The following is a 21,888-nucleotide window of genomic DNA, read 5'->3' on the forward strand; positions in this document are numbered from 1 at the left end:
GAATTACTCTATTATTTGAGAAATTAATAAGTTTGTCTAGCTTTTTGGCGAATTTTCTTTACCCTTGACATGTTTATTGAATTTATAATATAATTCATATATTATTTAATTTTATTTGTAAAGGAGATTGAAAATGAAGATTAACTTACCTTTTAATGAAAATATTTTACCTAAACGATTTGGGAAAGAAGCAGAACCTGGTAATGTTATTAAGAATAATCCAGTACGTTCATTTCCGTTTGAGATAACAGAGTTGCCAGAAGGAACAAAGTATGTAGCTATTACATTAATAGACTATGATGCTATTCCAGTTTGTTCGTTCCCATGGATTCATTGGCTTGTCACTGATATAGAGGTAGTGGATAATAAGGTTATTATTCCTGAAAACTATAGTTTAGACTATAAAAATTCTATTAAACAGGGGAAAAATAGTTTTTCTAGCCCACTATTGGGGATGGATTTTACTGAAATTGATTCAATTTTTGTTGGACCAACACCACCTGATAAGGATCATAGATACACAATTGAAGTTTTCGCATTATCAGATAAAACAGGTTTAGAGGGTGGTTTTTACTATAATGAATTATTAGATGCAGTGAATCCAATCACATTAGATAGAGCTGCTGCTGTTGTTATTGGTCAATTTTAAATTAAGAATTATCATTAACATTTGAAATCAAAGGACTTTTAGAAAAATTGTAGTAAATAATAAAGAAATCTATTAGTATTTTATTATCTAGCTCTTTTTAGGATACTGGGAATGACAACATTGAAGTCTCAACTTAAGTTTCAGTTAAAAAATAGTTTTAGGTTAAATTCCAGTTTTTTATTTGAACTGGAATTTACTTTGGGAATTAACAACTTCGAAAAAATTCAAAAAAATAGAAAAAAACACTTTCAAATTGACTATTCATGTGATATAATTATGAAAGTTTGAATATAAAAAAAGGAGAAGAAGAATGGCAGAAAAAACAAGAGTAAAACCAATTCTAGATGTTCATGAAAAGCCTAACTTAGCTCTATGGGTAACGTTAAGTTTACAACACTTATTCGCAATGTTTGGAGCGACGGTGTTAGTGCCGATTTTAACAGGATTACCAGCAAGTACTGCTTTAACGACATCAGGTATTGGAACGCTTACGTATTTATTAATAACTAGAGGTAAAATTCCTGCGTATTTAGGATCTTCATTTGCCTTCATTAATCCGATTATTGTGCTTTCAACTACTCACAGTGTTGAAACAGCAATGCTTGGTGCATTTTTAGCCAGCTTAGTTTATGGTGTTGTAGCAATGTTAATTTATAAATTTGGTGTAAATTGGCTACTTAAACTTTTACCACCGGTAGTAGTTGGACCTATTATTATTGTTATTGGACTTGGAATTGCTCCTACAGCAATAAATATGGCTATGTACAAAACTGTAAACGGAGCTAAAGTTTATGATTTAAAATACTTCTTAGTAGCTCTTATCACATTAGCAGCAACAATCTTCTGTTGTGTAGCTTTAAGGGGATTTGCTAAACAAATACCAGTACTATTAGGGATTGTGTTTGGATATATCGTTGCTGTAATTGCAGGATTAGTTGATTTCCAGCCAGTTATCGATGCTCCTTGGTTTAGCTTACCGAAGTTCACTATTCCATTTGTAACATATGTACCTGAGTGGAATGTAGCAGCATTAGCAATGGTACCTATTGCTATAGTAACTATTAACGAACATATCGGTCACCAAATGGTATTATCTGAAGTAGTAGGAAGAAACTTCTTAAAAGATCCAGGATTACACCGTTCAATTTTAGCTGACGGAACAGCGATGATGTTTGCATCACTTTTAGGTGGTCCACCAAGCACAACATATGGTGAAAACATTGGAGTTCTTGCCATTACTCGTATCTTTTCTGTATTCGTGTTAGGAGGAGCAGCGGTATTTGCACTTATCTTAAGTTTTGTAGGTAAGTTTTCTGCTCTAATCTCTACAATTCCATCACCGGTTATGGGTGGTGTATCGATTTTACTATTCGGTATAATCGCTTCAAGTGGACTTAGAATGTTAGTAGATGAAAAAGTAGATTTAAGTGTCAACAGAAACTTAGTAATTTCATCAGTAATCATCGTTTTAGGTGTAGGTGGAGCAATGTTGAAATTCGAAAGCATTAACTTCGAACTTCCAGCAATGGCTCTTGCAGCAATCAGCGGTGTGTTATTAAATGCATTCTTACCGAAAGAAGATAAAAAATAAATAAAAATTTAAAGGGTTAGTCGACAATAGTTTGACTACCTCTTTTTTATCTGATATAATTTACTAGGTGTATAATATTAGTAAAAAATATTAAAACTACAAAGTAGAAATAAAATATAAGGAGAATGAAATTGAAAAAACTATCAGCAATTTTATTAGGTTTGCTTGGGATGGTAACATTGTCAGGTTGTTCAGCGTATGACAGATCTGGAACGTTTTATGAAACATTCGTAAAACCGATGGATATATTCTTAGCAAAAATTTATGAGTATACAGGAAGTTGGGGATGGTCAATTGTAATTATTACGTTGATTATCAGATTATTAGTACTTCCGTTTATGTTAAATAATTATAAAATACAAAATAAATCAAGAAAAGGACAAGAATTAGCTCGTCCAGAGTTAGACGTAGTTCAAAAGAAACAACAAGCTGCCAAAGAAAAAGAAGCAAGAGCTATATCTAATGAAGAAAAAATGCAAGCGCGTAGCGAACTTATGGAATTACAAAGAGAACAAATGGCTATTATGAAAAAATATGGTGCGATGCCATTAAGTCTTGGTGGATGCTTACCAGTTCTTATACCAGCGCCGTTCTTAATGGCGATTTTCTATACGCTGACTAACCCGCTATATTCAGCAGGAATTATTGATTCTACATTCCTTGGAGTATTCAGTCTTGGTACTCGTTCATATACATTACCATTAATCGCATTTGTTGTGTATGCTATTCAAACAAAATTACAGATGAGTTTAATGCCAACACCAAGTCAACCAGGTCAAGAACAAATGCAAAGCATGATGCAATGGCTATCACCGATAATGATTACAGTATTTTCATTCTGGGTAGCTGGAGCGGTAGCTGTGTACTATATCGTAGGGGGATTATTCATGATATTCCAAACTTACTTAGGACATGCTTTATATCCACCGTATAAACCAGAAAAACAAAAGAAACAAGCATTTGATCCAGAAAAAGTTACATTAGTTTCTAATAAGAAAAAACGTAAATAATAGATTAGATCAGTGAATATCAGTATTTAAGTTCACTGATCTAATTTTTTTGAAAAAAAAGTAAGAAAAGTTATCAATATAGTTGACGTTGGGGTATATATATGTTAGAATTGTATTGTTGTGTAGCTCCTAAATAGCTACTACAACCGCACGTATAAGGTAAATAAGAGAGAAATCCACCTTGTATGGCGAGTCTTAGTAAAAAATATTTAAGGAGGTGCAGATATGTACGCAGTAATTAAAACAGGTGGGAAACAACTACGTGTTGAAGAAGGACAAACAATCTTAGTTGAGAAGTTAGCAGCTGAAGTAGATTCTACAGTTACTTTTGACGAAGTAGTATTAGTAGGTGGAGAAACTACAAAAGTTGGTGCTCCTTTAGTAGCTGGTGCGACAGTAACAGCTAAAGTAGTTGCTCAAGGTAAAGGTAAAAAAATCACAGTATTTAAATACAAACCTAAAAAGAACAATCACCGTAAATTAGGTCATCGTCAACCTTTCACTAAATTAGTAGTTGAAAAAATTAACGCTTAATCATGATTAAGGTGGAAATCGTAAAAGAAGTTGAATTTATTAAACAAGTAACAGTTGATGGGCATGCTGATTATGCAGAGCATGGTTCTGATATAGTTTGTGCAGGTGTTTCTGCTGTTGTATTCGGTTTAATAAATGCAGTAGATGAACTAGATGAAGATGTAGAGTTTGACATTTCGGCTAACGAAGATGTGACTGGACATATAACATATAGATCGTTAAAATCTACAGATAAAGAGCAACTTCTACTAAATGCAATGTTAGTTGCATTAAAAACAATTGAAGAAAATTATTCAGATTATATAACTATTGAAGTAAGAGAGGTGAAATAGACATGATGTTACAATTAAATTTACAATTCTTCGCATCTAAAAAAGGGGTAGGTTCTACTAAAAACGGACGTGACTCTGAATCAAAACGTTTAGGTGCTAAAAGAGCTGATGGTCAGTACGTAACTGCAGGTTCTATCTTATACAGACAACGTGGAACAAAAATTTGGCCAGGAACTAACGTAGGAAAAGGTGGAGATGATACACTATTTTCACTAGTTGACGGAGTTGTACGTTTCGAAAGATACGGACGTAGCCGTAAAAAAGTTTCTGTTTATCCACAAGCTTAATAAGCATAATAAAAAGAGGTGTTTACATTATATGTAAATACCTTTTTTATTTTTGAGAAAATATTATAGTTATAAGGCTTTGATATTAAGTAATTAATGTAAACATTTGTAATAATATTTTAATATTTCTAGTTTCAGATTTTTGTTGTACTTTTAAAATTTATATGGTAAAATTTACTTGTGTGTTTAATGATACACATAACATATACTAGGAGGACAAAAAAGTGTCAGCGCTTTTGCAAGAAATTTTATTTTCATTTTTAGGAGGTCTGGGATTATTCCTATTCAGTATCAAATACATGGGTGACGGACTTCAATTAATAGCTGGAGAAAAAATGCGATATGTTTTAGACAAATATACAGCGAAACCTCTTATGGCTGTTTTGGCTGGGATTATAGTTACGATACTTATTCAGTCAAGCACAGGAACAATTGTAATAACAGTTAGTTTAGTAGGGGCTGGTTTATTAAAAACGAAACAAGCAATCGCTATTGTTATGGGGTCCAATATCGGAACAACATTAACATCGTTTATTATTGGTTTTAACATTTCTAAATATTCACTTCCTTTAATATTTTTAGGAGCAGCGTTTTTATTCTTTACTCGTGCTAAATTGGTAAATAATATAGGTCGTGTTATATTTGGTTTTGGGGGTATTTTCTATGCTCTTAAAATGATGTCAACAGCTATGGGGCCGATGAGAGATATGCCGTGGTTTCAAAATATTTTAACGCACATAAATGATAGTGCGGTAGTTGGGGTAGGAGTAGGTACATTTTTAACTGTTTTAATTCAATCATCAGCAGCGACTATCGCTATATTACAAAACTTATATGCTGATGCTGCCCTAAACCTACACGGAGCATTACCAGTTATATTTGGAGATAACATCGGAACAGCTATTACAACTGCTGTGCTAGCTATGATAGGTAGTAATATTGCGGCAAAACGTGTTGCGGCTTCTCACGTGTTATTTAACGTTATTGGTACTATAATATGTTTAATAGCAATAGTTCCTTATGAAGCATTTATTCAATATTTAGAAATAACATTAGGTTTAGAACCGAAAATGACTATTGCATCAGCACATGGTACATTTAATGTTTTAAATACTATATTACAATTTCCATTCATTAGTGTCTTGGTTATTATTGTAACTAAGATTATTCCAGGAGAAGACGAACAAATCAAGTACAGTACACAGTATCTTGATAAATCACTTATTGCAAGTGCGCCTGCAGTTGCCTTAGGTCAAGTGCAAAAAGAATTCGTAGAAATGTTAATCTTATCTAAGAAAAGTTTACGTAACTCAGTAGAATACTTTATGAATCGTGATGAACAACTTCGTGAAAAAGGTGAGACTTACGAAGATGCAATAAACACCTTTGATGAACAAATGACAGACTACTTGACTCTATTATTTAGGGAAAAACTTAGCCCTAAAGAAGGGTTAATAGCTTCAACATTATTAGATGGAACTCGTGATATAGAAAGAATCGGAGACCATGCTAGAGATATCGTACTATCAGTAGATTATCAAATTAGAAAAAAATTAAAATTCTCTGATGGTGCAAAAGCAGAAGTACAAGAAATGTATGAGCTTTGTAATGATATAATTTTAAAAACTATTAAATCGTTAGAAGAAAACAATATAGCTGTTGCTGGTGCGGCGTTAGCAGCATGTGAAAATATTTATGCTTTAGAAAAAGCTGCGCGTAAAAAACATACTCAACGTATGAAAGACGGAGATTGTGAGATTCCAGCAGGTGTAGTTTATATGGACTTAATCCAACACTTTACTCGTGTATGTGAACATACTAGAAACATACTAGAAAAAGAAATTCAAGGAAGCATGTAGCTATGTCTAATAAACAAAAAATATATATTATATTATTTGTTATAATGCTTTTAATAATTTTAGTTTTATATAAACTATATCAGATACAATTAGTTTAAAAAAAGATAAACGAAAATATAGAGAAGTCAACTGTATTTCTACTATGTTTTCGTTTTTTTCTTTGTAAATGATAGTATTCGTGATATAATAAAGTAGTCGATTTATATAAAGTTTAAGAAAAAATATTGAAAGGAAATAAACATGTTTCAAGATAAAAAAGTTTATACAACACAATGGGCTGGAAAAACACTAACAGTTGAGTTAGGCGAGATGGCTCGTCAAGCTAATGCAGCGGTAGTAGTAAAATATGGAGATACTGTTGTATTAACAACAGCAGTTGCTTCTAAAGAAGCAAAAGATGTAGATTTCTTCCCATTAACAGTTAACTATGAAGAAAAAATGTATGCAGTAGGGAAAATTCCAGGAGGTTTCCTACGTCGTGAAGGTCGTCCTGGGACTGAAGCAACATTAGCAGCACGTCTTATTGATAGACCGATTAGACCATTATTTGAAGATGGTTTTAGAAATGAAGTACAAGTTATTTCAACTGTATTATCAGTTGAGTATGATTGTGATCCTGTAATGGCAGCAATGTTAGGAAGTTCATTATCATTATCTGTATCAAATATCCCATTTAAAGGACCGATTGCCGGAGTTACAGTTGGATATGTTGATGGAGAATATGTAATTAATCCAACAGTTGAACAAATGGAACGTTCTACAGTTGACCTAAAAGTAGCTGGAACGATTGATGCGATTAACATGGTAGAAGCAGGTGCAAAAGAAGTTTCTGAGGAAATTATGTTAAAAGCCATTATGTTTGGTCATGAGGAAATCAAACGACTAATTGCATTCCAACAACAAATTGTTGATGAAATTGGTCAAGAAAAAATGGCAGTTGAGTTAAAAGTGATTGATGAAACTATCTATAATGAAGTTCTTTCAATGGCATTATCTCAAATGAAAGAAGCAATTGCTATTAAGGATAAACAAGAGCGAGATGAAGCTATTTCGGCAGTAAAAGAAAAAGTTCTTGAAATTTTTGAAGAACGTGCTACAGCTGAAGATGAGCTTGATATAGTTAAAGAAGCAAAATTATCATTAGATAAAATTGTAAAAGATGAAGTTCGTCGTGAAATTACTGAAGATAAAGTTAGACCAGATGGACGTGCATTAACAGAAATTAGACCATTAGCTTCAAGAGTAGATGTGCTTCCAAGAACACACGGTTCTGCATTATTTACTCGTGGACAAACACAATCGCTAGGTGTTGTAACATTAGGTAACTTATCTGATGAGCAAATTATTGATGATTTAACTCAAGAAGAAAACAAGAGATTTATGTTACACTATAACTTCCCAGCATTCTCAGTTGGTGAAGTAGGATTCAGTCGTGCTCCAGGACGTCGTGAAATTGGACATGGTGCATTAGGAGAACGTGCATTAGCTCAAGTGATTCCTTCTAAAGAAGATTTCCCATATACTATCCGTATTGTATCTGAAATCTTAGAATCAAATGGGTCAAGTTCTCAAGCTACAATTTGTTCAGGTTCGATGGCATTAATGGCTGCAGGGGTACCAATTAAAGCTCAAGTAGCTGGTATTGCAATGGGGCTAGTTAAAAAAGATGAACACTACACTATTTTAACAGATATCCAAGGTATGGAAGACCACCTTGGAGATATGGACTTCAAAGTAGCAGGAACTTCTGAAGGTATTACTGCACTTCAAATGGATATTAAAATTGATGGACTAAGTGAACAAATCTTAAAAGAATCTCTAGAACAAGCACGTGTTGGTAGATTACAAATTTTAGAGCATATGAACAGTGTAATTGCTGAACCTCGTAAAGAAGTTTCTACATTTGCACCAAAAATCAAAATTATTAAAATTAAACCTGAAAAAATTAAAGATGTTATCGGTTCAGGTGGTAAAGTTATCAACGAAATCATCGAGAAAACAGGTGTTAAAATTGATATCGAACAAAATGGAGATGTATTTATTTCTTCACCTGAAATTGAAGGAATTAATAAAGCAATCGAAATTATCGAAAATATTACTCGTGAAGCTGAAGTTGGTGAAATTTACCTTGCTGAAGTTAAACGTATTGAGAAATTCGGTGCCTTTGTTGAATTATTCCCAGGGGTTGATGCTTTAGTTCATATTTCTAAATTAGCTGAAGAAAGAGTAAATAGAGTTGAAGATGTTGTTAAAGTGGGAGATACTCTGAAAGTTAAAGTAATTAAAATTGATGAGAAAGGTCGAGTAGACGCAGCAGCTCACTTCTAGGAGAATTTTATGGAGTTATTTGAAAAAGAAAGACGTGGAATATATGTCTATTTTAAAAGTTTTAAAGACTTAAATAAATTAGAAAAATATGGGAACTTTATTTCTTATTCTAAAAGAGGACGATATGCGTGTATCTATGTTGATGAGACTAGAGTAGATAGTATTGTTGCAGATCTTAAGAAAAAGAAATTTGTAAAAAAAATAGAGTTATCTGGAATGTCAGACTTACACTTAAGTTTTGAACATTTAGATTCAAGTCTACTAACTAAGCAATAATAAAAATAAGGGAGAAGTTCTAAAAATTCTCCCTTATTTTAAGGAAGTATCTAAAAATATGATATTTTATGGCGAGGACAAATGAGAGTTATAGCAGGAAAATATAGATCTATAAAATTAAATGCAGTTGAAGGAATGAATACAAGACCTACAACCGATAAGATTAAAGAAAACTTATTTAATATGATAGATTGTTATGATTGTAAGGTACTGGATCTTTTTGGAGGAACTGGTGGCTTAGGTATAGAAGCCTTAAGCCGCGGAGCTAAACACGCTACATTTATAGACGGTAGCAATAACGCTATTAAGGTTATTAAAAGTAATATAGAAAAATGCAGAATAGATACATCAGATTATTCACTGTATAGAAATGATTTTAAGCGTGCATTAAAAATCTTTGGTAAAAAGGAAGAAAAATTTGATATTATCTTCTTGGATCCTCCGTATGATAAAGGATTGATAGATGACGCATTAAAGAATATTTTTGATAACCAGTTGTGTAATGAAGGAACTTTGATTATTTGTGAGAAAAGTAATACTGAAGAAATTACTATTCAAAATAAAAATATTGAAGTTGTAAAAGAAAAACAGTACGGAATAACAGACATAGTAATTTTTGAATATATGGAGAAATAAAATGAAAAGAAAAATAGCGATTGTACCAGGTAGCTTTGATCCTATTACTTATGGGCATATTGATATAATTAAAAGAAGTGCTGAGTTATTTGATGAAGTAATAGTAGCTATTCTGGTAAATCCTGATAAAAAATATTTATTTTCACTTGAAGAAAGAGTGGATATGATAAATGAAACGATTAACGACATACCAAATGTTAAAGTTGACTCATTTTCAGGTTTATTAGTAAATTATGCTAAAAAAGCCGGTTCAAATGTTATCGTAAGAGGATTGAGAGCCGTATCTGACTTTGAGTATGAGATGCAATTAACGTTTATGAATAAGGCACTGGATGAAAATATTGAAACTTTTTATATGATGGCCAATAAGCAGTATTCGTTTATTAGCTCTAGTATTGTAAAAGGTGTATCTGGTTTTGGTGCTGATTTATCTAAATTTGTTCCGAAGTGTGTGGAACAACGTTTAGAAAAAAAGATGAAAGAGAGAGGATAAAAGTGAAAAAAGTCCTATTTACTGGAGGAGGTTCAGCAGGTCATGTTTCGGTGAATGTTGCACTTATTCCAGAATTCAAAAAAAATGGATATAAAATTTCTTATATCGGTAGCAAAACTGGTATAGAAAAAGATATGATAGGTAAACTTTCAGATGTAAAGTATTATAAGATTAGTTCTGGGAAGTTACGAAGATACTTTTCGTGGGAAAATTTTATTGATCCATTTAAGGTTTTAAAAGGAATTATCGACTCATTAATTATATTAAAAAAAGAGAAGCCAAATTTTGTCTTTTCGAAAGGTGGATTTGTAAGTGTGCCAGTATGCGTGGCAGCAAAGTTACTTAGAATACCAGTTTTATTACATGAATCTGATTTGACACCAGGGTTGGCAAATAAAATTAATATTAGATTTTGTAATCATATTTTTACAACTTTCGAGGATACCAAAAAGTATCTTCCAAAAGGAAAAGCTAGTTTAATAGGAGCGATAGTTCGTGATGATATTTATACTGGAGAAAGTAAAAAGGCATTTGAACTAACTAGTTTTAATAATGAAAAACCCGTTATACTTGTTATGGGAGGGTCATTAGGTTCAAAAATCTTGAACGACTTTATTTGGAATAATATCGATGAGTTAACTAATAAGTACCAAATCGTTCATCTTGTTGGTAAGGGGCTATTAAATAATAATATAGAAAAAGAAGGATATAAGCAATTCGAATTTTTATCTAAAGAGTTATTTGATATTCTGAAAATTATAGATTTTGCATTTTCAAGAGCTGGAGCAAATTCTTTATATGAATTTTTAGCGTTAGATTTGCCACCTATTTTAGTACCATTAGGAACTAATCAAAGTAGGGGAGATCAAATTGAAAATGCTAGATTTTTTGAAAAAAATGGTTTTGCAAAAGTTGTTACAGAAGAAGATTTACCAACACTATCAGTTGCACAAATTAATGAGTTTTATGATAATATAGATACTTACAAAAATTCAATGAAAATTTATAAAGAAGAGAAACGTGTCATTAACGACGTAAATGACTTTTATAACAAGATACTTGAGAAAATTGGGGGTGTAAACTAGTATGAGACGATTAAGTGTATTTACTTATTTAAAAATATTAGTTTTTGTTGCACTAGCTATTGTTGCAATAAAATTTCCGAATAATGATTTTGATAGGGTGTTAGCTGATTTAATTGAAATAAAGGTCTTAGTTCAAACAGCTAAAATAATTTCACTTGTTTTTAATGATAAGTTATTATTATTATTAATGATATTATTATCAGCATTTTTAGTATGGATTAAAGAAGTTAAGAAAGCTGTATTTATTTTCTTTACCGCAGGGCTAGGAGGTTTCTTTTTAGCGTTATTAAAATACAGTATACAAAGAGTTAGACCACTACCAGAAATTCATGATGGTTTTAGTTTTCCGAGTGGTCACTCCACTTTTGTTGCATTATTTTTCTTAGCATTAATTTTTGTAATTAATAAAAAGGAATTATTAACTGTTTTTGCTACCTTTGCAATTATTGCAGTACCAATTTCAAGAATGGTTTTAGGTGCACATTTTCTAAGCGATGTAACAGCAGGATTATTACTTGGAAGTATTATAGTGGATTTTATGAAAGTATACTATTCAAGTATTTATAATATTATAATGAGGTTATTAGGAAAAAAATATGAATAAATTAAAAAATAAAGAAGGGATAATTGCTATTTTTCTAGCAATTATTCACTTTGCCTTATGGTATTATTTTGCTTATGTAAAATTTGATGTAAACAATGTTAAATCATATAAGTATATTTTAGGATTACCTGAGTGGTTTTTCTATAGCTCGGTAGCAGTAAGTATTTTTATAATTATATTAGTAATAGTATGTACGAATCTTTTACTTAATAATGAGATAAAAGAGGAGGAAAAATAATGGTAAATACGTTAGATTATAAAATATTATTGTTGTTTGTAGTGATTTTCTTAGCGATTATTTTATTACCACTAGTCACAAATCGTTTAAGTAGAACAGAAAATCATGGAGGATTTTTTGAAAAATACTATTTAGCAGATAGAAATGTTAGTGGAATAGTACTTGCGATTACATTAATGTCTACATACGGTTCGGCTTCTACGTTTTTAGGAGGGCCGGGAGTTGCGTATAAATTAGGTTATGGTTGGGTACTTCTAGCCGTAATTCAAGTAATTACTGGGTATTTTGTATTACTTGTTTTAGCGAAAAAATTTAAAAGTGCTGCACAAAAAATAAACGCAATAACAATTAGTGATTACTTAAGAACAAGATACCAATCGAAATTAGTAGCTTATCTTTCTACCTTAGCTATGATAGTCTTTTTAATTGCTGCTATGAGTGCTCAGTGGGTAGGAGGAGCAAAATTATTAAAAGCATTTATGGGAATTGAATATAAGACAGGAATATTTCTTATTTCAATAATAATAATCTTCTGTGTTGTATTTGGAGGATTAAAAAATATTTTAATAACAGATATGATTCAAGGTTTAATAATGATTTTTTCTACTATAATTTTACTTTTTGCTATTATAAATTATGGCGGTGGTATCGACCAAATAACAGCCAATTTAATTAATATCAATGAGAAAATATTAACGCCGTTTGGAGCAAATGGAAGTTTAACACCAAGTTATGTTAGTTCATTTTGGGTATTAGTCGGAGTTGGGGTAATAGGTATTCCTCAGATTGCTATTAACTCGATGTTGTATAAGAATAAGAGAAGTCTAAAACAATCCATAATTGTTGGAACAATAGTAATATTTATAGTTATGTTTGGAGTTCATTTAATAGGAGTTATGGCTAGAGGAGTATTTCCTGATATTACAGACTATGATTCTGTAATACCTATAATCACATTAAAAGTACTGCCATGGTATTTAGCGGCTTTAGTTCTAGCAGCTCCAATGGCTGCTATAATAACAACAGTTAACGCTCAATTTTTATTAATTTCATCGGCGTTAATAAAAGATTTACTATTCAATAGTAAAGTAGTCAAAGAAAAAATTACAGGAAGAAAAGTTCCAATATTCGTATATGGTGTAAATATCTTGGTAATAATGTTAATCATGCTTCTGAGTATGAGACCACCTAGTTTAATAGTTAATGTTAACTTATTTGCTTTCGGGGGATTAGAGGCAACATTTCTATGGCCAATATTATTAGGATTATATTGGAAAAAAGCAGAGAAATATGGAGCGATTAGTTCAATATTATTAGGTTTAATAAGTTATATACTTATTAAAACAGTTTATATAATTAAGTTTATAGAACCTGTTGTAATTTCGCTATTAATTTCATTTATAGCTTTTGTAATAGTTTCATATATAATGAATAAAAAACAATTGAAAAAATAGTTATATTGTAATAAAATAAACATGTAAAGAGTAAGGAGGAACAAAAAATGTCAAAAAAAGTTATAGTAAAACACACAGATGCTGAAAAATTCACTGTTAGTAATATGCTTACAGTAGGTAAGGAATATGAAGTTGTTAATGAAACTGAGGAATATGTTTTTGTAGTAGATAACAGCGGAAAAGTTGGTGGTTATTATCACGAATACTTTGAAGAAGTAAAATAATTTTAGAGGCGATAAAATGAAAAAAAATACTATAAAGAATACAGTCCTAGTTGTATTATTTATAATACTAGCCCCATTAATTCTCGTAGGAGTAACAACTTTGGGAAATTCACTTGGCGGTAAGTCAAAAGATAAAGTAGTACAACAAACTACAGAACAGACAGCTAAAGTTCCAGAAGAGACAAAAGCAGAAAAAAATGATATACCTAAAGCTAATGATACAAAAGTAACTGATGAAAATACTACTAAGAAAGAGAAAGAAAGCAATAATTCAGAGAAAATTAAATCTGAAGGAGTTGTAAGTTCCACACCCGTAGCGGGTCAAGATTATATAGTTAAATCTGGTGATTCATTATTTACAATTGCATCTATCGCTTATGGAGAGGGAAATTCTCAAAGTGGTGTAGAAAAAATTAAAGAAGCTAATAATATTAGTAATAATAATATAGCGGCTGGACAAAAAATTCAAATACCGAAAATATAAACAGTATAAAAGGGGCTGATTTAGAAGTCCTAAAATTTAAAAAGTTTATATGAGAACTCATAGATACAGGGTTTTATTGATATCTAATAAACTGTGTGGGAGTGACTTGATAGAATTGATTTTTTAAGAAATCATGATTTTCGAGTCACTCCCTTTTTTTTAATATTATAGATACACTACTTAGATATTAAATAATCGATAGTTCTATTTAAAACTAAAATGTCAGTGTTAATATGTATACTCTATCACGGATCACTATTTAAAGCAATCTAAAAAAACTTCAAATAAGAGTATTAAAAAATAATATAAATTTGCAGAGTGAAAAGTAAGCTATTTAAATTATAATAAAATAATTACATCATAATAGGTAATACGAATCATTAAAAATTTGTTGCATTAAACCTTTTATGATATAATGAAGTGTGTTACATAGGAGGAATTATGTTTAAATTTTTAAAAAGAAATAAATTAGTGGAAAAAAATGAAAAACAAGAGTTGAAGAAAATTCCGACACATGTTGCTATTATAATGGATGGCAATGGACGTTGGGCTAAAAAAAGAAATATGCCTAGAATAAAGGGACATTATGAGGGAATGCAAACAGTAAAGAAAATTACTAAATATGCTTCGCAATTAGGAGTTAAGTATTTAACATTATATGCATTTTCAACAGAAAACTGGGCTAGACCTAAAGAAGAAGTCAGTTACCTGATGGATTTACCAGAAAAAATGTTCAATAGTTTCATGCCGGAACTTATGGAAAACAATGTAAAAGTTGAAGTAATTGGTTTTGTAGAAAGACTTCCAGAAAATACAAGAAAAGCTGTAAGTGATGCAATAGAGCAAACTAAGAATAATACAGGATTAAAATTAATTTTTGCACTTAATTATGGTTCTAAAGATGAAATTTTAAAGGCTGTTAAGCAGATTGCTAAAGATGTACAAGATAATAAATATAGTATAGAGGAAATTTCAGAGGAACACGTTAGTAGTAATTTATTTACATCTGATACTCCTGATCCCGACTTATTAATTAGAACTTCTGGAGAGCAAAGAATTTCAAACTTTTTACTTTGGCAAATTGCTTACAGTGAATTCTTATTTACCAAGGTAGCGTGGCCAGATTTTACAGAAGAGGAATTTTATCATGCTTTACTTGAATATCAAAGTAGAGATAGAAGGTTTGGAGGTTTAAATGAAGACTAGAGTAATAACAGCTGTAGTAGCGTTAATTGTTTTCTTACCATTATTATTTTTAGGTGGGGATTACTTTAAATTTACAACATACGCATTAGGTGTAATGGCAATGTACGAAATTGTAAGGATGACATTTAAAGAAACTAACATTGTTATTCTAACATTATCATCAATAGTAGGAGCATTATTATTTTTACATAAAGATATTTCAAGCCTGTTGCAATACGCACTAGTGTATTTAATATTAATAGCGATGCTAGCAACTATTGTTTATACGGGTCATAAGATTAAAATAGTTGAAATCGGTGTAATAATATTTGTAACAGCATACATATTTGTAGGATTTTATTGCTTATTTATGTTAAGGAATTTTAGCTTATCTCACGTTGCTTACTTGTTACTTACAATTTGGTTTACAGATAGTTTTGCATATTTTGGTGGAATGAAGTTTGGGAAAAATAAACTTTCGCCGAAGATAAGTCCAAATAAATCTATTGAAGGCTCTGTAATTGGTAGCCTATCATCAATAGTAATAGCAGTTTTATTTTTCAATATAACTAGCATATTTTCAAATTTACTTATTGCAATTATTGTAACTTTAATAGTTAGTGTTATTGGTCAATTTGGTGATTTAATTGAATCAGCTTATAAGAGAGAATATCAAGTAAAAGACAGTAGTAACTTATTACCTGGACATGGTGGTATTTTTGATAGGTTTGACTCAGTTATTTTATCAGCACCATGCTTAATAATTTTACTAAATATATTTTAGAGAATAGAAAGGAGTAATAGATGCAAGGTATTATAGCATTTATATTAATATTTTTTGTAGTTGTAACTATACACGAATTTGGACACTTTATTGCTGCGAAAAGAGCGGGGATTTTATGTCAGGAATTCGCAATAGGAATGGGACCTAAAATATTCCATAAAAAAATAGGAGAGACTAATTTTACAATAAGACTTCTTCCAGTCGGAGGATATGTTAAGATGCCAGATAATGTTTTTGATTTTAACAATGACGTGTCCGTATACGACTTAAAAAAAGGAATGAAAGTTAGTTTAAAACTAGATGAGAACGATAAAGTTGAAAAAATTGTTTTAGATAGAAGTAATGATATGGATTTACTTCCATTAGAATTAAATGAATTCGATTTAACTGAAAAACTTTTTGTTGAAGGTTTTGTTGGAGATAAATTAGAACGTTATGAAGTTAGAAAAGATGCATGTGTTGCCTTTGGTGGTATGGAAGAACAAATAGCACCAGTAGAAAGAATGTTCTCTTCACACTCATGGGGAAAAAAATTCTGGACATTATTTGCTGGTCCATTAATGAATTTTATATTAGCACTAGCAATTTTCTTAGGCATTTCAATATATAGTGGTGTTCCATCAAATACTACACGTTTAGGAGAACTTGCATCTAATTATCCAGCTTATTCATCAGGATTAAAACAAGGTGATGTAGTTGAACAGGTAAACGGTAAAAGTGTTAATACATGGAAAGAAATGACTAATGAGATAGTTAATTCTAATGGAGCTGAACTTACATTAAAAGTTTCTCGTGATGGTTCACAACAAGAAATTAAAGTTACACCAAAAGAAGAAGTAATTGTTAAAAAAGGTAAAGAAGTTAAAACATATAAACTTGGAATAGACCAAGCATATGAAAAAGATTTATCAGGCTCAATTAAGAGTGGTTTTGAACAAACACTATTCTATGGAACTAGAATTTTTATGGGAATAATTAATTTATTCGTTTCATTATTTAGTGGAGGATTTAGTTTAAATCAACTTGGAGGACCGGTAGCGATTTATGAAGTGTCATCTGCTGCGGCACAAAGTGGATTAATAACGACATTAAAATGGACAGGAATTTTAAGTGTTAACTTAGGTCTTATGAACTTAATTCCAATTCCAGTTCTTGATGGTGGTCGTATAATATTCGTAATTTATGAAGCAATCTTCAAGAAACCAATTAATAAAAAAGCCCAGTACTACTTAACTGTGGCATTTGGATTATTAATGGTTGCTTTAATGTTAGCAGTAACATGGAATGATATTCAAAGATTATTTGGAAAATAGAGATGACGAGGGGTTGAAATAACTCCTCGTTATTTTTAGTAAATATCGGCAGATGAACTAGAAATTACTTTTAATTTAAACGATTTTAATATATAATAATCAGTGGGTATTTAATACCTATTAAATAAACTATTTGTACAATTTTATAATATTAAAGGGTCATGCAGTATTGCACGCCCTTTTTTATTTGGTTAAGATAATTAAGGTAGAATTTATATGTTTATTTAAAACTGTTTCAAAAGTAAGTAATCTGTATGAGGATGATATCTCTATGAAAATATGATTATTGATTAGTTCTCTATTAATTTAAGGTGTTTTAAGATATAATATAGTATATAACATAGAGAAAAAGGTGATTATATGGTTAAATTTTTACACACTGCAGATTGGCATATTGGAAGAAAATTACAAGGGAAAGACTTATTAGAAGATCAACAATATGTAATGGAAGATCTAATTAATAAAATAGATGAAATTAAACCTGATTTTTTAATCATTGCTGGGGATTTATATGATAGAAGTGTTCCTAGTAAAGAAGCGACATCAATTTTACAAGAACTTTTAGTAAAAATTAATATAGAATGTAATGTGCCTATTTTTGCAATAAGTGGAAATCACGACAGTAGAGAAAGATTAGCGATTGGGGAAGCTTGGTTTAGTAAACATAAATTTTATCTTCACACGAGATTAGAACAGGCTTTTGAAAGAATTTCTTATGAGAATGCTGATATATATTTATTACCATATTTTGAACCTTTTGAGGCAAGAGAATATTTTGAAGATATTACATTAACTACACATAATGCTGCAACAAAAAGGGTAATTGATGAAATTTATAAAAATTTAGATACTAATAAAACTAATATTTTAGTAGCTCATACTTTTGTATCTGGAGGATTAGAAACTGATTCTGAAAGAGAGATTTCAGTAGGAACAGTAGAAAATGTTGCTGTAGAAATTTTTGATAAATTTGATTATGTTGCTTTAGGTCACCTTCATAATCCAAATGCTATTAGCGAGGAACGTTTGAAATATAGTGGTAGTCCAATGGCATATTCATTTTCAGAAGCTTCGCAAACTAAAGGGATGAGGCTTGTAGAGGTAACAAAAGATTGTTATAGTGAAAAGTTTATTCCTTTAAAACAAAAACGAAAGTTTCATAATATTAGTACATCATATGAAGATGTTTTTTCAAAAGAATTTCAACAACATTTTGATTGTAAAAAAGATTACTTTAGCATGGAGTTAAGTGGAATGGAGGGAATAACAGATCCTCTTCCTAGAATTAAGGAATATTATCCTAATACATTGATATTAAAACAAAAACGAAAAGCAATAGCTGAAAGTGAAATGAAAATAGATAGAGAAATGCTGACTAAGAGCCCTTTTGATTTAATAGAAGGCTTTTATACTGAACAGACTGGTAGTGAATTAACGGTGGTACAAAAAAGGCTATTAGTAAATATTATAGATAAGGTGAATCAAAATGAAACCAATTAGATTAGAGTTAAAAGAGTTTGGTCCGTATAAAGATGAAATAATAGAATGGGACAAAATAATTAATGAGCCGATATTTCTAATTACTGGAAAAACTGGTTCGGGAAAATCAACGTTATTTGATGCTATTACTTATGCACTATATAATAAAACAACAGGTGGAAAAGATATAGCTTCATTAAGAACAAAAACAGCAGCTGATAAAGATAAGACACAAGTAAATTTTGATTTTGAATTAAGTGGTAAAAGATATAGAATTGAAAGAACCTTGGCTTATTTAAAGACTGGTAATAAAAATTTAACTTCAGGGAAAGTTGTTTTAATGGAATATAATTCTGAAAAGCAGGATATAATCGCAACAAAAGAACAAGAGGTTAAAGAAAAGATAGAAGAGTTAATTGGTTTAGATGATAAACAGTTTTGTCAGATTATTATCTTACCTCAAGGTAAATTCAAAGAATTCCTATTGTCAAAATCTAGTGAAAAGAAAGAAACATTGAGATCGCTCTTTAATACATATTTCTATCAAAAGTTTGTAGATTTAGTACAAGAACAGGCAAAAAATTTAGACAGCAAGCACAAACAAAAAGAAAAAGAATTAATAACTAGATTTGAGCAGTTTGATATAGAGGGCGAGCTAACAAAGTTTGAGTTTTTAAAAGATGAAAACTTTGAAGAAATAAATAATCTAATTTTATCTCAAGAAAATGAGATAAAATTAGAAAAAAAAGAACAAGTAAAATTAGAAAAAAATCTTCAGAACTTTAAAGATAATTTTATAGAGTTAAGTAAACTTAATGATAAATTTTTAAACCTAGAAAACTATAAATTAAATTATGAGGTATTGCATAAAAAAGAAGATTACTTTAGTAATTTGAAAGAATTAGTTGGTAAGTTAATTGAGTTACAAAAGAGTAAAGATAAAATTAGAGAATACAGAGGTTTAATTAATAAACACCTTCAACTTAAAGAACTTGAAATGACACTTTTAGAAGAAGAGAAAAAATATAAAATAAACTTAGAAAACAATATTAAATTAGAATCAAAGTTAACTGAACTTAAAGATGATATTGAAATATATAGACAAATAGCTGCTGATCAAAAATTCTTTTATAATAATATCAATGAATTTATAACAGCTAAAAATAATATGAGTGTATATAATAAAAAATTAGAAGAATTAAGTTATAAGAAGGATTTTCTACAGGAACTAGAAGCCAATTTGAAAATTAAAAATGATATTCTTTTGGAATCTAATGAGGAAAAGAATGTATTAGATGGTAGTATCGGAAAATTAAAATTAGAAATTTTAAAGAAAACACAAGAAGTAGATAAGTTTAAAGCATTTGAAAATAGTCAAACGGAGCTTATAGAAAAAAAATCAAAATATGAAGTTGCTAAAAAACAGTTAGAAGAATTTCGTATATCTAGAGAAGAACTAGAAAAAGGATTTTTACTGTTGAAAAGTAATAGAGAAAAAGAAATTTTAAATAGTTTCATATTGAATTTACACGAAGGGGATGATTGTCCTCTGTGTAAGCAAAGAATAGAGCATCTTCCGGATATAACATCAATAGTTCAAGTTGATGAAAATATAGAAGAATCTCTTCAAGATGTTACCACAAAAATAATTAAATTAGAAACACTGTTACAAAAAGACGAACAAGAAATTAGTAATTTAAGTAAACTTATAAAAGAGCAAGAAGAGATGGTAAACCTCAAAGCTTTAGAAGAATTAACTCAGTTAGAAGAAGAATTAAAGCAAGAGACGGTTAATTTGGAACGTGTAATTGGTGAAATAAAATTAGTAGAAAAAGAGATTAAAAGATTAAAAAAAGACATAGAAGAATTATCAATTCTGTTAAAAGAGGAAGATCAGTTAAAACAAAGTCACTTAGAAGCAAAAAATAAAATTAATCAATTTGAAAACAATGTCGAAGTTAAGTTAGAAGAATTTAAAGGTTATTATGAAAACATCACTTCTCAGGTTGATGAGTACGATAATATGTACAAATCTTTTCAAAATAATAGCAATGATTTATTGATTAGAAAAACGAAAATAGAAACTGAGCAGAAAAATAATATTAAAAATATAGAAGAAGTTACTAATGAAATTGTTCTTCTAACAAATAGTTTTACTAATTCTAAGCTTAGTAAGTATTACAGTTCTTTAGAAGATGCAGAAGAAAATGTTGTAGAATTAGATAAACTAGAACAATATCAAGTTCAGATTGATGAGTTTGAAGATAGTAAAAAAATATTACTAAATTCTATTGAAAAACTTGAACAAGAACTAACTGGAATAAACCAACCTGATTTAGAACAAGAGCGAGAAAAATTGCAGAGTTTTGAAAATGAAGTTTCTAACTTTATAGAAAAAATGGCTGTACTTACTACTAGATTAGATAATAATAAGAAATTATATAAAAAAATCCATGATGACTATCTTGAATTATTAGATTCATCTAAAGATATTAGAGAAATAATAGAATTTAGTGATGTAGTTAATGGGAAAACAGAAAGTAGAAAATCATTAGAAACCTATGTTCAAGGTTATTATTTAGATTTGATACTTTTAGCAGGAACGAAAAGATTATTGCAGATGACAAATGATCGCTATAGATTTATTAGACGAGAAGAAAAATCTAAAGGTGGAGGTCTTCAGGGTCTGGAGATAGAAATTCATGATGTTTATCTAAATAGCACACGTATTATAAGTTCGCTTTCAGGAGGAGAATTATTCTTGGCCTCATTAGCTTTAGCGTTAGGGTTAGCTGAAGTAATTCAAAATGAAAGTGGAGGAATTTCGTTAGAGACAATCTTCATAGATGAAGGATTTGGTTCATTAGATGCAGAAACTTTAGATACAGCGTTAACAACTCTAATAGACTTACAATCTTATGGAAGAAATATAGGAATAATTTCTCATGTTAGTGAGTTGAAAGAGCGAATCAGACCGAAAATAGAAGTGTATGCTCAGGAAAATTATGCTAAAGTTAAAATGACAGGAATATAATAAATAACA

Annotated in this window: 22 protein-coding genes and 1 other annotated feature; all 22 genes read left to right on the forward strand. The window is 30.1% G+C overall.

Annotated elements, in window-relative coordinates:
• Nucleotides 1–133: 133 nt before the first annotated feature.
• The 22 genes from RWS90_RS00120 to RWS90_RS00225 all read left to right on the forward strand — a co-directional run bounded on the left by RWS90_RS00120 (nt 134) and on the right by RWS90_RS00225 (nt 21,879).
• Nucleotides 134–649 (forward strand): YbhB/YbcL family Raf kinase inhibitor-like protein, encoded by a 516-nt coding sequence (locus RWS90_RS00120; protein ID WP_314547856.1) that lies wholly within the window; start codon nt 134–136, stop codon nt 647–649.
• Nucleotides 650–959: 310 nt separating this feature from the next.
• Nucleotides 960–2,240 carry a solute carrier family 23 protein gene (locus tag RWS90_RS00125; protein ID WP_314547857.1) on the forward strand — a complete coding sequence of 427 codons (1,281 nt, stop codon included), beginning with the start codon at nt 960–962 and terminating at the stop codon, nt 2,238–2,240.
• Between the two features lie 125 nt (nt 2,241–2,365).
• Nucleotides 2,366–3,250 carry a membrane protein insertase YidC gene (locus RWS90_RS00130; protein WP_314547858.1) on the forward strand — a complete coding sequence of 295 codons (885 nt, stop codon included), beginning with the start codon at nt 2,366–2,368 and terminating at the stop codon, nt 3,248–3,250.
• Nucleotides 3,251–3,384: 134 nt separating this feature from the next.
• Nucleotides 3,385–3,456: a sequence feature (ribosomal protein L21 leader region), on the forward strand.
• Nucleotides 3,457–3,475: 19 nt separating this feature from the next.
• Complete coding sequence (gene rplU, locus RWS90_RS00135; RefSeq protein ID WP_003144981.1) at nt 3,476–3,784, forward strand: 50S ribosomal protein L21; 309 nt, start codon at nt 3,476–3,478, stop codon at nt 3,782–3,784.
• Nucleotides 3,785–3,786: 2 nt separating this feature from the next.
• Nucleotides 3,787–4,116, forward strand: a complete 330-nt coding sequence (locus tag RWS90_RS00140; protein WP_314547859.1) for a ribosomal-processing cysteine protease Prp — start codon at nt 3,787–3,789, stop codon at nt 4,114–4,116.
• 5 nt (nt 4,117–4,121) lie between these two features.
• On the forward strand, nt 4,122–4,403 hold the full coding sequence (gene rpmA, locus RWS90_RS00145) for a 50S ribosomal protein L27 (RefSeq protein WP_003145565.1): 282 nt from the start codon (nt 4,122–4,124) through the stop codon (nt 4,401–4,403).
• Between the two features lie 224 nt (nt 4,404–4,627).
• A complete protein-coding gene (locus tag RWS90_RS00150) occupies nt 4,628–6,262 on the forward strand; it encodes a Na/Pi cotransporter family protein (protein WP_314547861.1) in 1,635 nt (544 codons plus the stop codon).
• Nucleotides 6,263–6,502: 240 nt separating this feature from the next.
• A complete protein-coding gene (pnp, locus tag RWS90_RS00155; RefSeq protein ID WP_314547862.1) occupies nt 6,503–8,590 on the forward strand; it encodes a polyribonucleotide nucleotidyltransferase in 2,088 nt (695 codons plus the stop codon).
• Nucleotides 8,591–8,599: 9 nt separating this feature from the next.
• A complete protein-coding gene (locus RWS90_RS00160; RefSeq protein ID WP_314547863.1) occupies nt 8,600–8,866 on the forward strand; it encodes a DUF2129 domain-containing protein in 267 nt (88 codons plus the stop codon).
• An 81-nt stretch (nt 8,867–8,947) separates the two neighbouring features.
• Nucleotides 8,948–9,502, forward strand: a complete 555-nt coding sequence (gene rsmD, locus RWS90_RS00165; RefSeq protein ID WP_314547865.1) for a 16S rRNA (guanine(966)-N(2))-methyltransferase RsmD — start codon at nt 8,948–8,950, stop codon at nt 9,500–9,502.
• A 1-nt stretch (nt 9,503) separates the two neighbouring features.
• Nucleotides 9,504–9,995 (forward strand): pantetheine-phosphate adenylyltransferase, encoded by a 492-nt coding sequence (gene coaD, locus RWS90_RS00170; protein ID WP_314547866.1) that lies wholly within the window; start codon nt 9,504–9,506, stop codon nt 9,993–9,995.
• Nucleotides 9,996–9,997: 2 nt separating this feature from the next.
• Complete coding sequence (locus RWS90_RS00175; protein WP_314547867.1) at nt 9,998–11,080, forward strand: undecaprenyldiphospho-muramoylpentapeptide beta-N-acetylglucosaminyltransferase; 1,083 nt, start codon at nt 9,998–10,000, stop codon at nt 11,078–11,080.
• A gap of 1 nt (nt 11,081) precedes the next feature.
• Nucleotides 11,082–11,684 (forward strand): phosphatase PAP2 family protein, encoded by a 603-nt coding sequence (locus tag RWS90_RS00180; protein ID WP_314547869.1) that lies wholly within the window; start codon nt 11,082–11,084, stop codon nt 11,682–11,684.
• Nucleotides 11,677–11,922 (forward strand): YhdT family protein, encoded by a 246-nt coding sequence (locus RWS90_RS00185; protein ID WP_314547870.1) that lies wholly within the window; start codon nt 11,677–11,679, stop codon nt 11,920–11,922. The genes RWS90_RS00180 and RWS90_RS00185 overlap by 8 nt, the downstream gene beginning before the upstream one ends.
• Entirely contained in the window at nt 11,922–13,376 is a 1,455-nt protein-coding gene (gene panF, locus RWS90_RS00190; protein ID WP_314547872.1) for a sodium/pantothenate symporter, read from the forward strand. Before RWS90_RS00185 ends, panF begins: the two co-directional genes overlap by 1 nt.
• Nucleotides 13,377–13,423: 47 nt before the next feature.
• Nucleotides 13,424–13,600, forward strand: a complete 177-nt coding sequence (locus tag RWS90_RS00195) for a DUF6501 family protein (RefSeq protein WP_314547873.1) — start codon at nt 13,424–13,426, stop codon at nt 13,598–13,600.
• Nucleotides 13,601–13,616: 16 nt separating this feature from the next.
• Nucleotides 13,617–14,084 (forward strand): LysM peptidoglycan-binding domain-containing protein, encoded by a 468-nt coding sequence (locus tag RWS90_RS00200; RefSeq protein ID WP_314547875.1) that lies wholly within the window; start codon nt 13,617–13,619, stop codon nt 14,082–14,084.
• Between the two features lie 441 nt (nt 14,085–14,525).
• On the forward strand, nt 14,526–15,290 hold the full coding sequence (locus RWS90_RS00205; protein WP_314547877.1) for an isoprenyl transferase: 765 nt from the start codon (nt 14,526–14,528) through the stop codon (nt 15,288–15,290).
• On the forward strand, nt 15,280–16,053 hold the full coding sequence (locus RWS90_RS00210) for a phosphatidate cytidylyltransferase (protein ID WP_314547879.1): 774 nt from the start codon (nt 15,280–15,282) through the stop codon (nt 16,051–16,053). The genes RWS90_RS00205 and RWS90_RS00210 overlap by 11 nt, the downstream gene beginning before the upstream one ends.
• Nucleotides 16,054–16,073: 20 nt before the next feature.
• Nucleotides 16,074–17,366, forward strand: a complete 1,293-nt coding sequence (rseP, locus tag RWS90_RS00215; protein ID WP_314547881.1) for an RIP metalloprotease RseP — start codon at nt 16,074–16,076, stop codon at nt 17,364–17,366.
• A gap of 360 nt (nt 17,367–17,726) precedes the next feature.
• Complete coding sequence (locus RWS90_RS00220) at nt 17,727–18,866, forward strand: exonuclease SbcCD subunit D (protein ID WP_314547882.1); 1,140 nt, start codon at nt 17,727–17,729, stop codon at nt 18,864–18,866.
• Nucleotides 18,853–21,879, forward strand: coding sequence for an SMC family ATPase (locus tag RWS90_RS00225; RefSeq protein ID WP_314547883.1), 3,027 nt, complete (start codon nt 18,853–18,855; stop codon nt 21,877–21,879). Before RWS90_RS00220 ends, RWS90_RS00225 begins: the two co-directional genes overlap by 14 nt.
• Nucleotides 21,880–21,888: the final 9 nt, after the last annotated feature.

The organism is uncultured Gemella sp., assembly GCF_963529685.1.
Classification (GTDB): domain Bacteria; phylum Bacillota; class Bacilli; order Staphylococcales; family Gemellaceae; genus Gemella.

What these genes read in the sequence shown, in the direction of transcription:
- RWS90_RS00180 (WP_314547869.1), top strand. Translation starts at nt 11,082, where the DNA reads ATGAGACGATTAAGTGTATTTACTTATTTAAAAATATTAGTTTTTGTT.
- RWS90_RS00120 (WP_314547856.1), top strand. Translation starts at nt 134, where the DNA reads ATGAAGATTAACTTACCTTTTAATGAAAATATTTTACCTAAACGATTT.
- RWS90_RS00225 (WP_314547883.1), top strand. Translation starts at nt 18,853, where the DNA reads ATGAAACCAATTAGATTAGAGTTAAAAGAGTTTGGTCCGTATAAAGAT.
- RWS90_RS00125 (WP_314547857.1), top strand. Translation starts at nt 960, where the DNA reads ATGGCAGAAAAAACAAGAGTAAAACCAATTCTAGATGTTCATGAAAAG.
- RWS90_RS00185 (WP_314547870.1), top strand. Translation starts at nt 11,677, where the DNA reads ATGAATAAATTAAAAAATAAAGAAGGGATAATTGCTATTTTTCTAGCA.
- RWS90_RS00210 (WP_314547879.1), top strand. Translation starts at nt 15,280, where the DNA reads ATGAAGACTAGAGTAATAACAGCTGTAGTAGCGTTAATTGTTTTCTTA.
- coaD (WP_314547866.1), top strand. Translation starts at nt 9,504, where the DNA reads ATGAAAAGAAAAATAGCGATTGTACCAGGTAGCTTTGATCCTATTACT.
- rsmD (WP_314547865.1), top strand. Translation starts at nt 8,948, where the DNA reads ATGAGAGTTATAGCAGGAAAATATAGATCTATAAAATTAAATGCAGTT.
- RWS90_RS00200 (WP_314547875.1), top strand. Translation starts at nt 13,617, where the DNA reads ATGAAAAAAAATACTATAAAGAATACAGTCCTAGTTGTATTATTTATA.
- RWS90_RS00140 (WP_314547859.1), top strand. Translation starts at nt 3,787, where the DNA reads ATGATTAAGGTGGAAATCGTAAAAGAAGTTGAATTTATTAAACAAGTA.
- panF (WP_314547872.1), top strand. Translation starts at nt 11,922, where the DNA reads ATGGTAAATACGTTAGATTATAAAATATTATTGTTGTTTGTAGTGATT.
- RWS90_RS00195 (WP_314547873.1), top strand. Translation starts at nt 13,424, where the DNA reads ATGTCAAAAAAAGTTATAGTAAAACACACAGATGCTGAAAAATTCACT.
- RWS90_RS00205 (WP_314547877.1), top strand. Translation starts at nt 14,526, where the DNA reads ATGTTTAAATTTTTAAAAAGAAATAAATTAGTGGAAAAAAATGAAAAA.
- pnp (WP_314547862.1), top strand. Translation starts at nt 6,503, where the DNA reads ATGTTTCAAGATAAAAAAGTTTATACAACACAATGGGCTGGAAAAACA.
- rplU (WP_003144981.1), top strand. Translation starts at nt 3,476, where the DNA reads ATGTACGCAGTAATTAAAACAGGTGGGAAACAACTACGTGTTGAAGAA.
- RWS90_RS00160 (WP_314547863.1), top strand. Translation starts at nt 8,600, where the DNA reads ATGGAGTTATTTGAAAAAGAAAGACGTGGAATATATGTCTATTTTAAA.
- RWS90_RS00130 (WP_314547858.1), top strand. Translation starts at nt 2,366, where the DNA reads ATGAAATTGAAAAAACTATCAGCAATTTTATTAGGTTTGCTTGGGATG.
- rpmA (WP_003145565.1), top strand. Translation starts at nt 4,122, where the DNA reads ATGTTACAATTAAATTTACAATTCTTCGCATCTAAAAAAGGGGTAGGT.
- rseP (WP_314547881.1), top strand. Translation starts at nt 16,074, where the DNA reads ATGCAAGGTATTATAGCATTTATATTAATATTTTTTGTAGTTGTAACT.
- RWS90_RS00220 (WP_314547882.1), top strand. Translation starts at nt 17,727, where the DNA reads ATGGTTAAATTTTTACACACTGCAGATTGGCATATTGGAAGAAAATTA.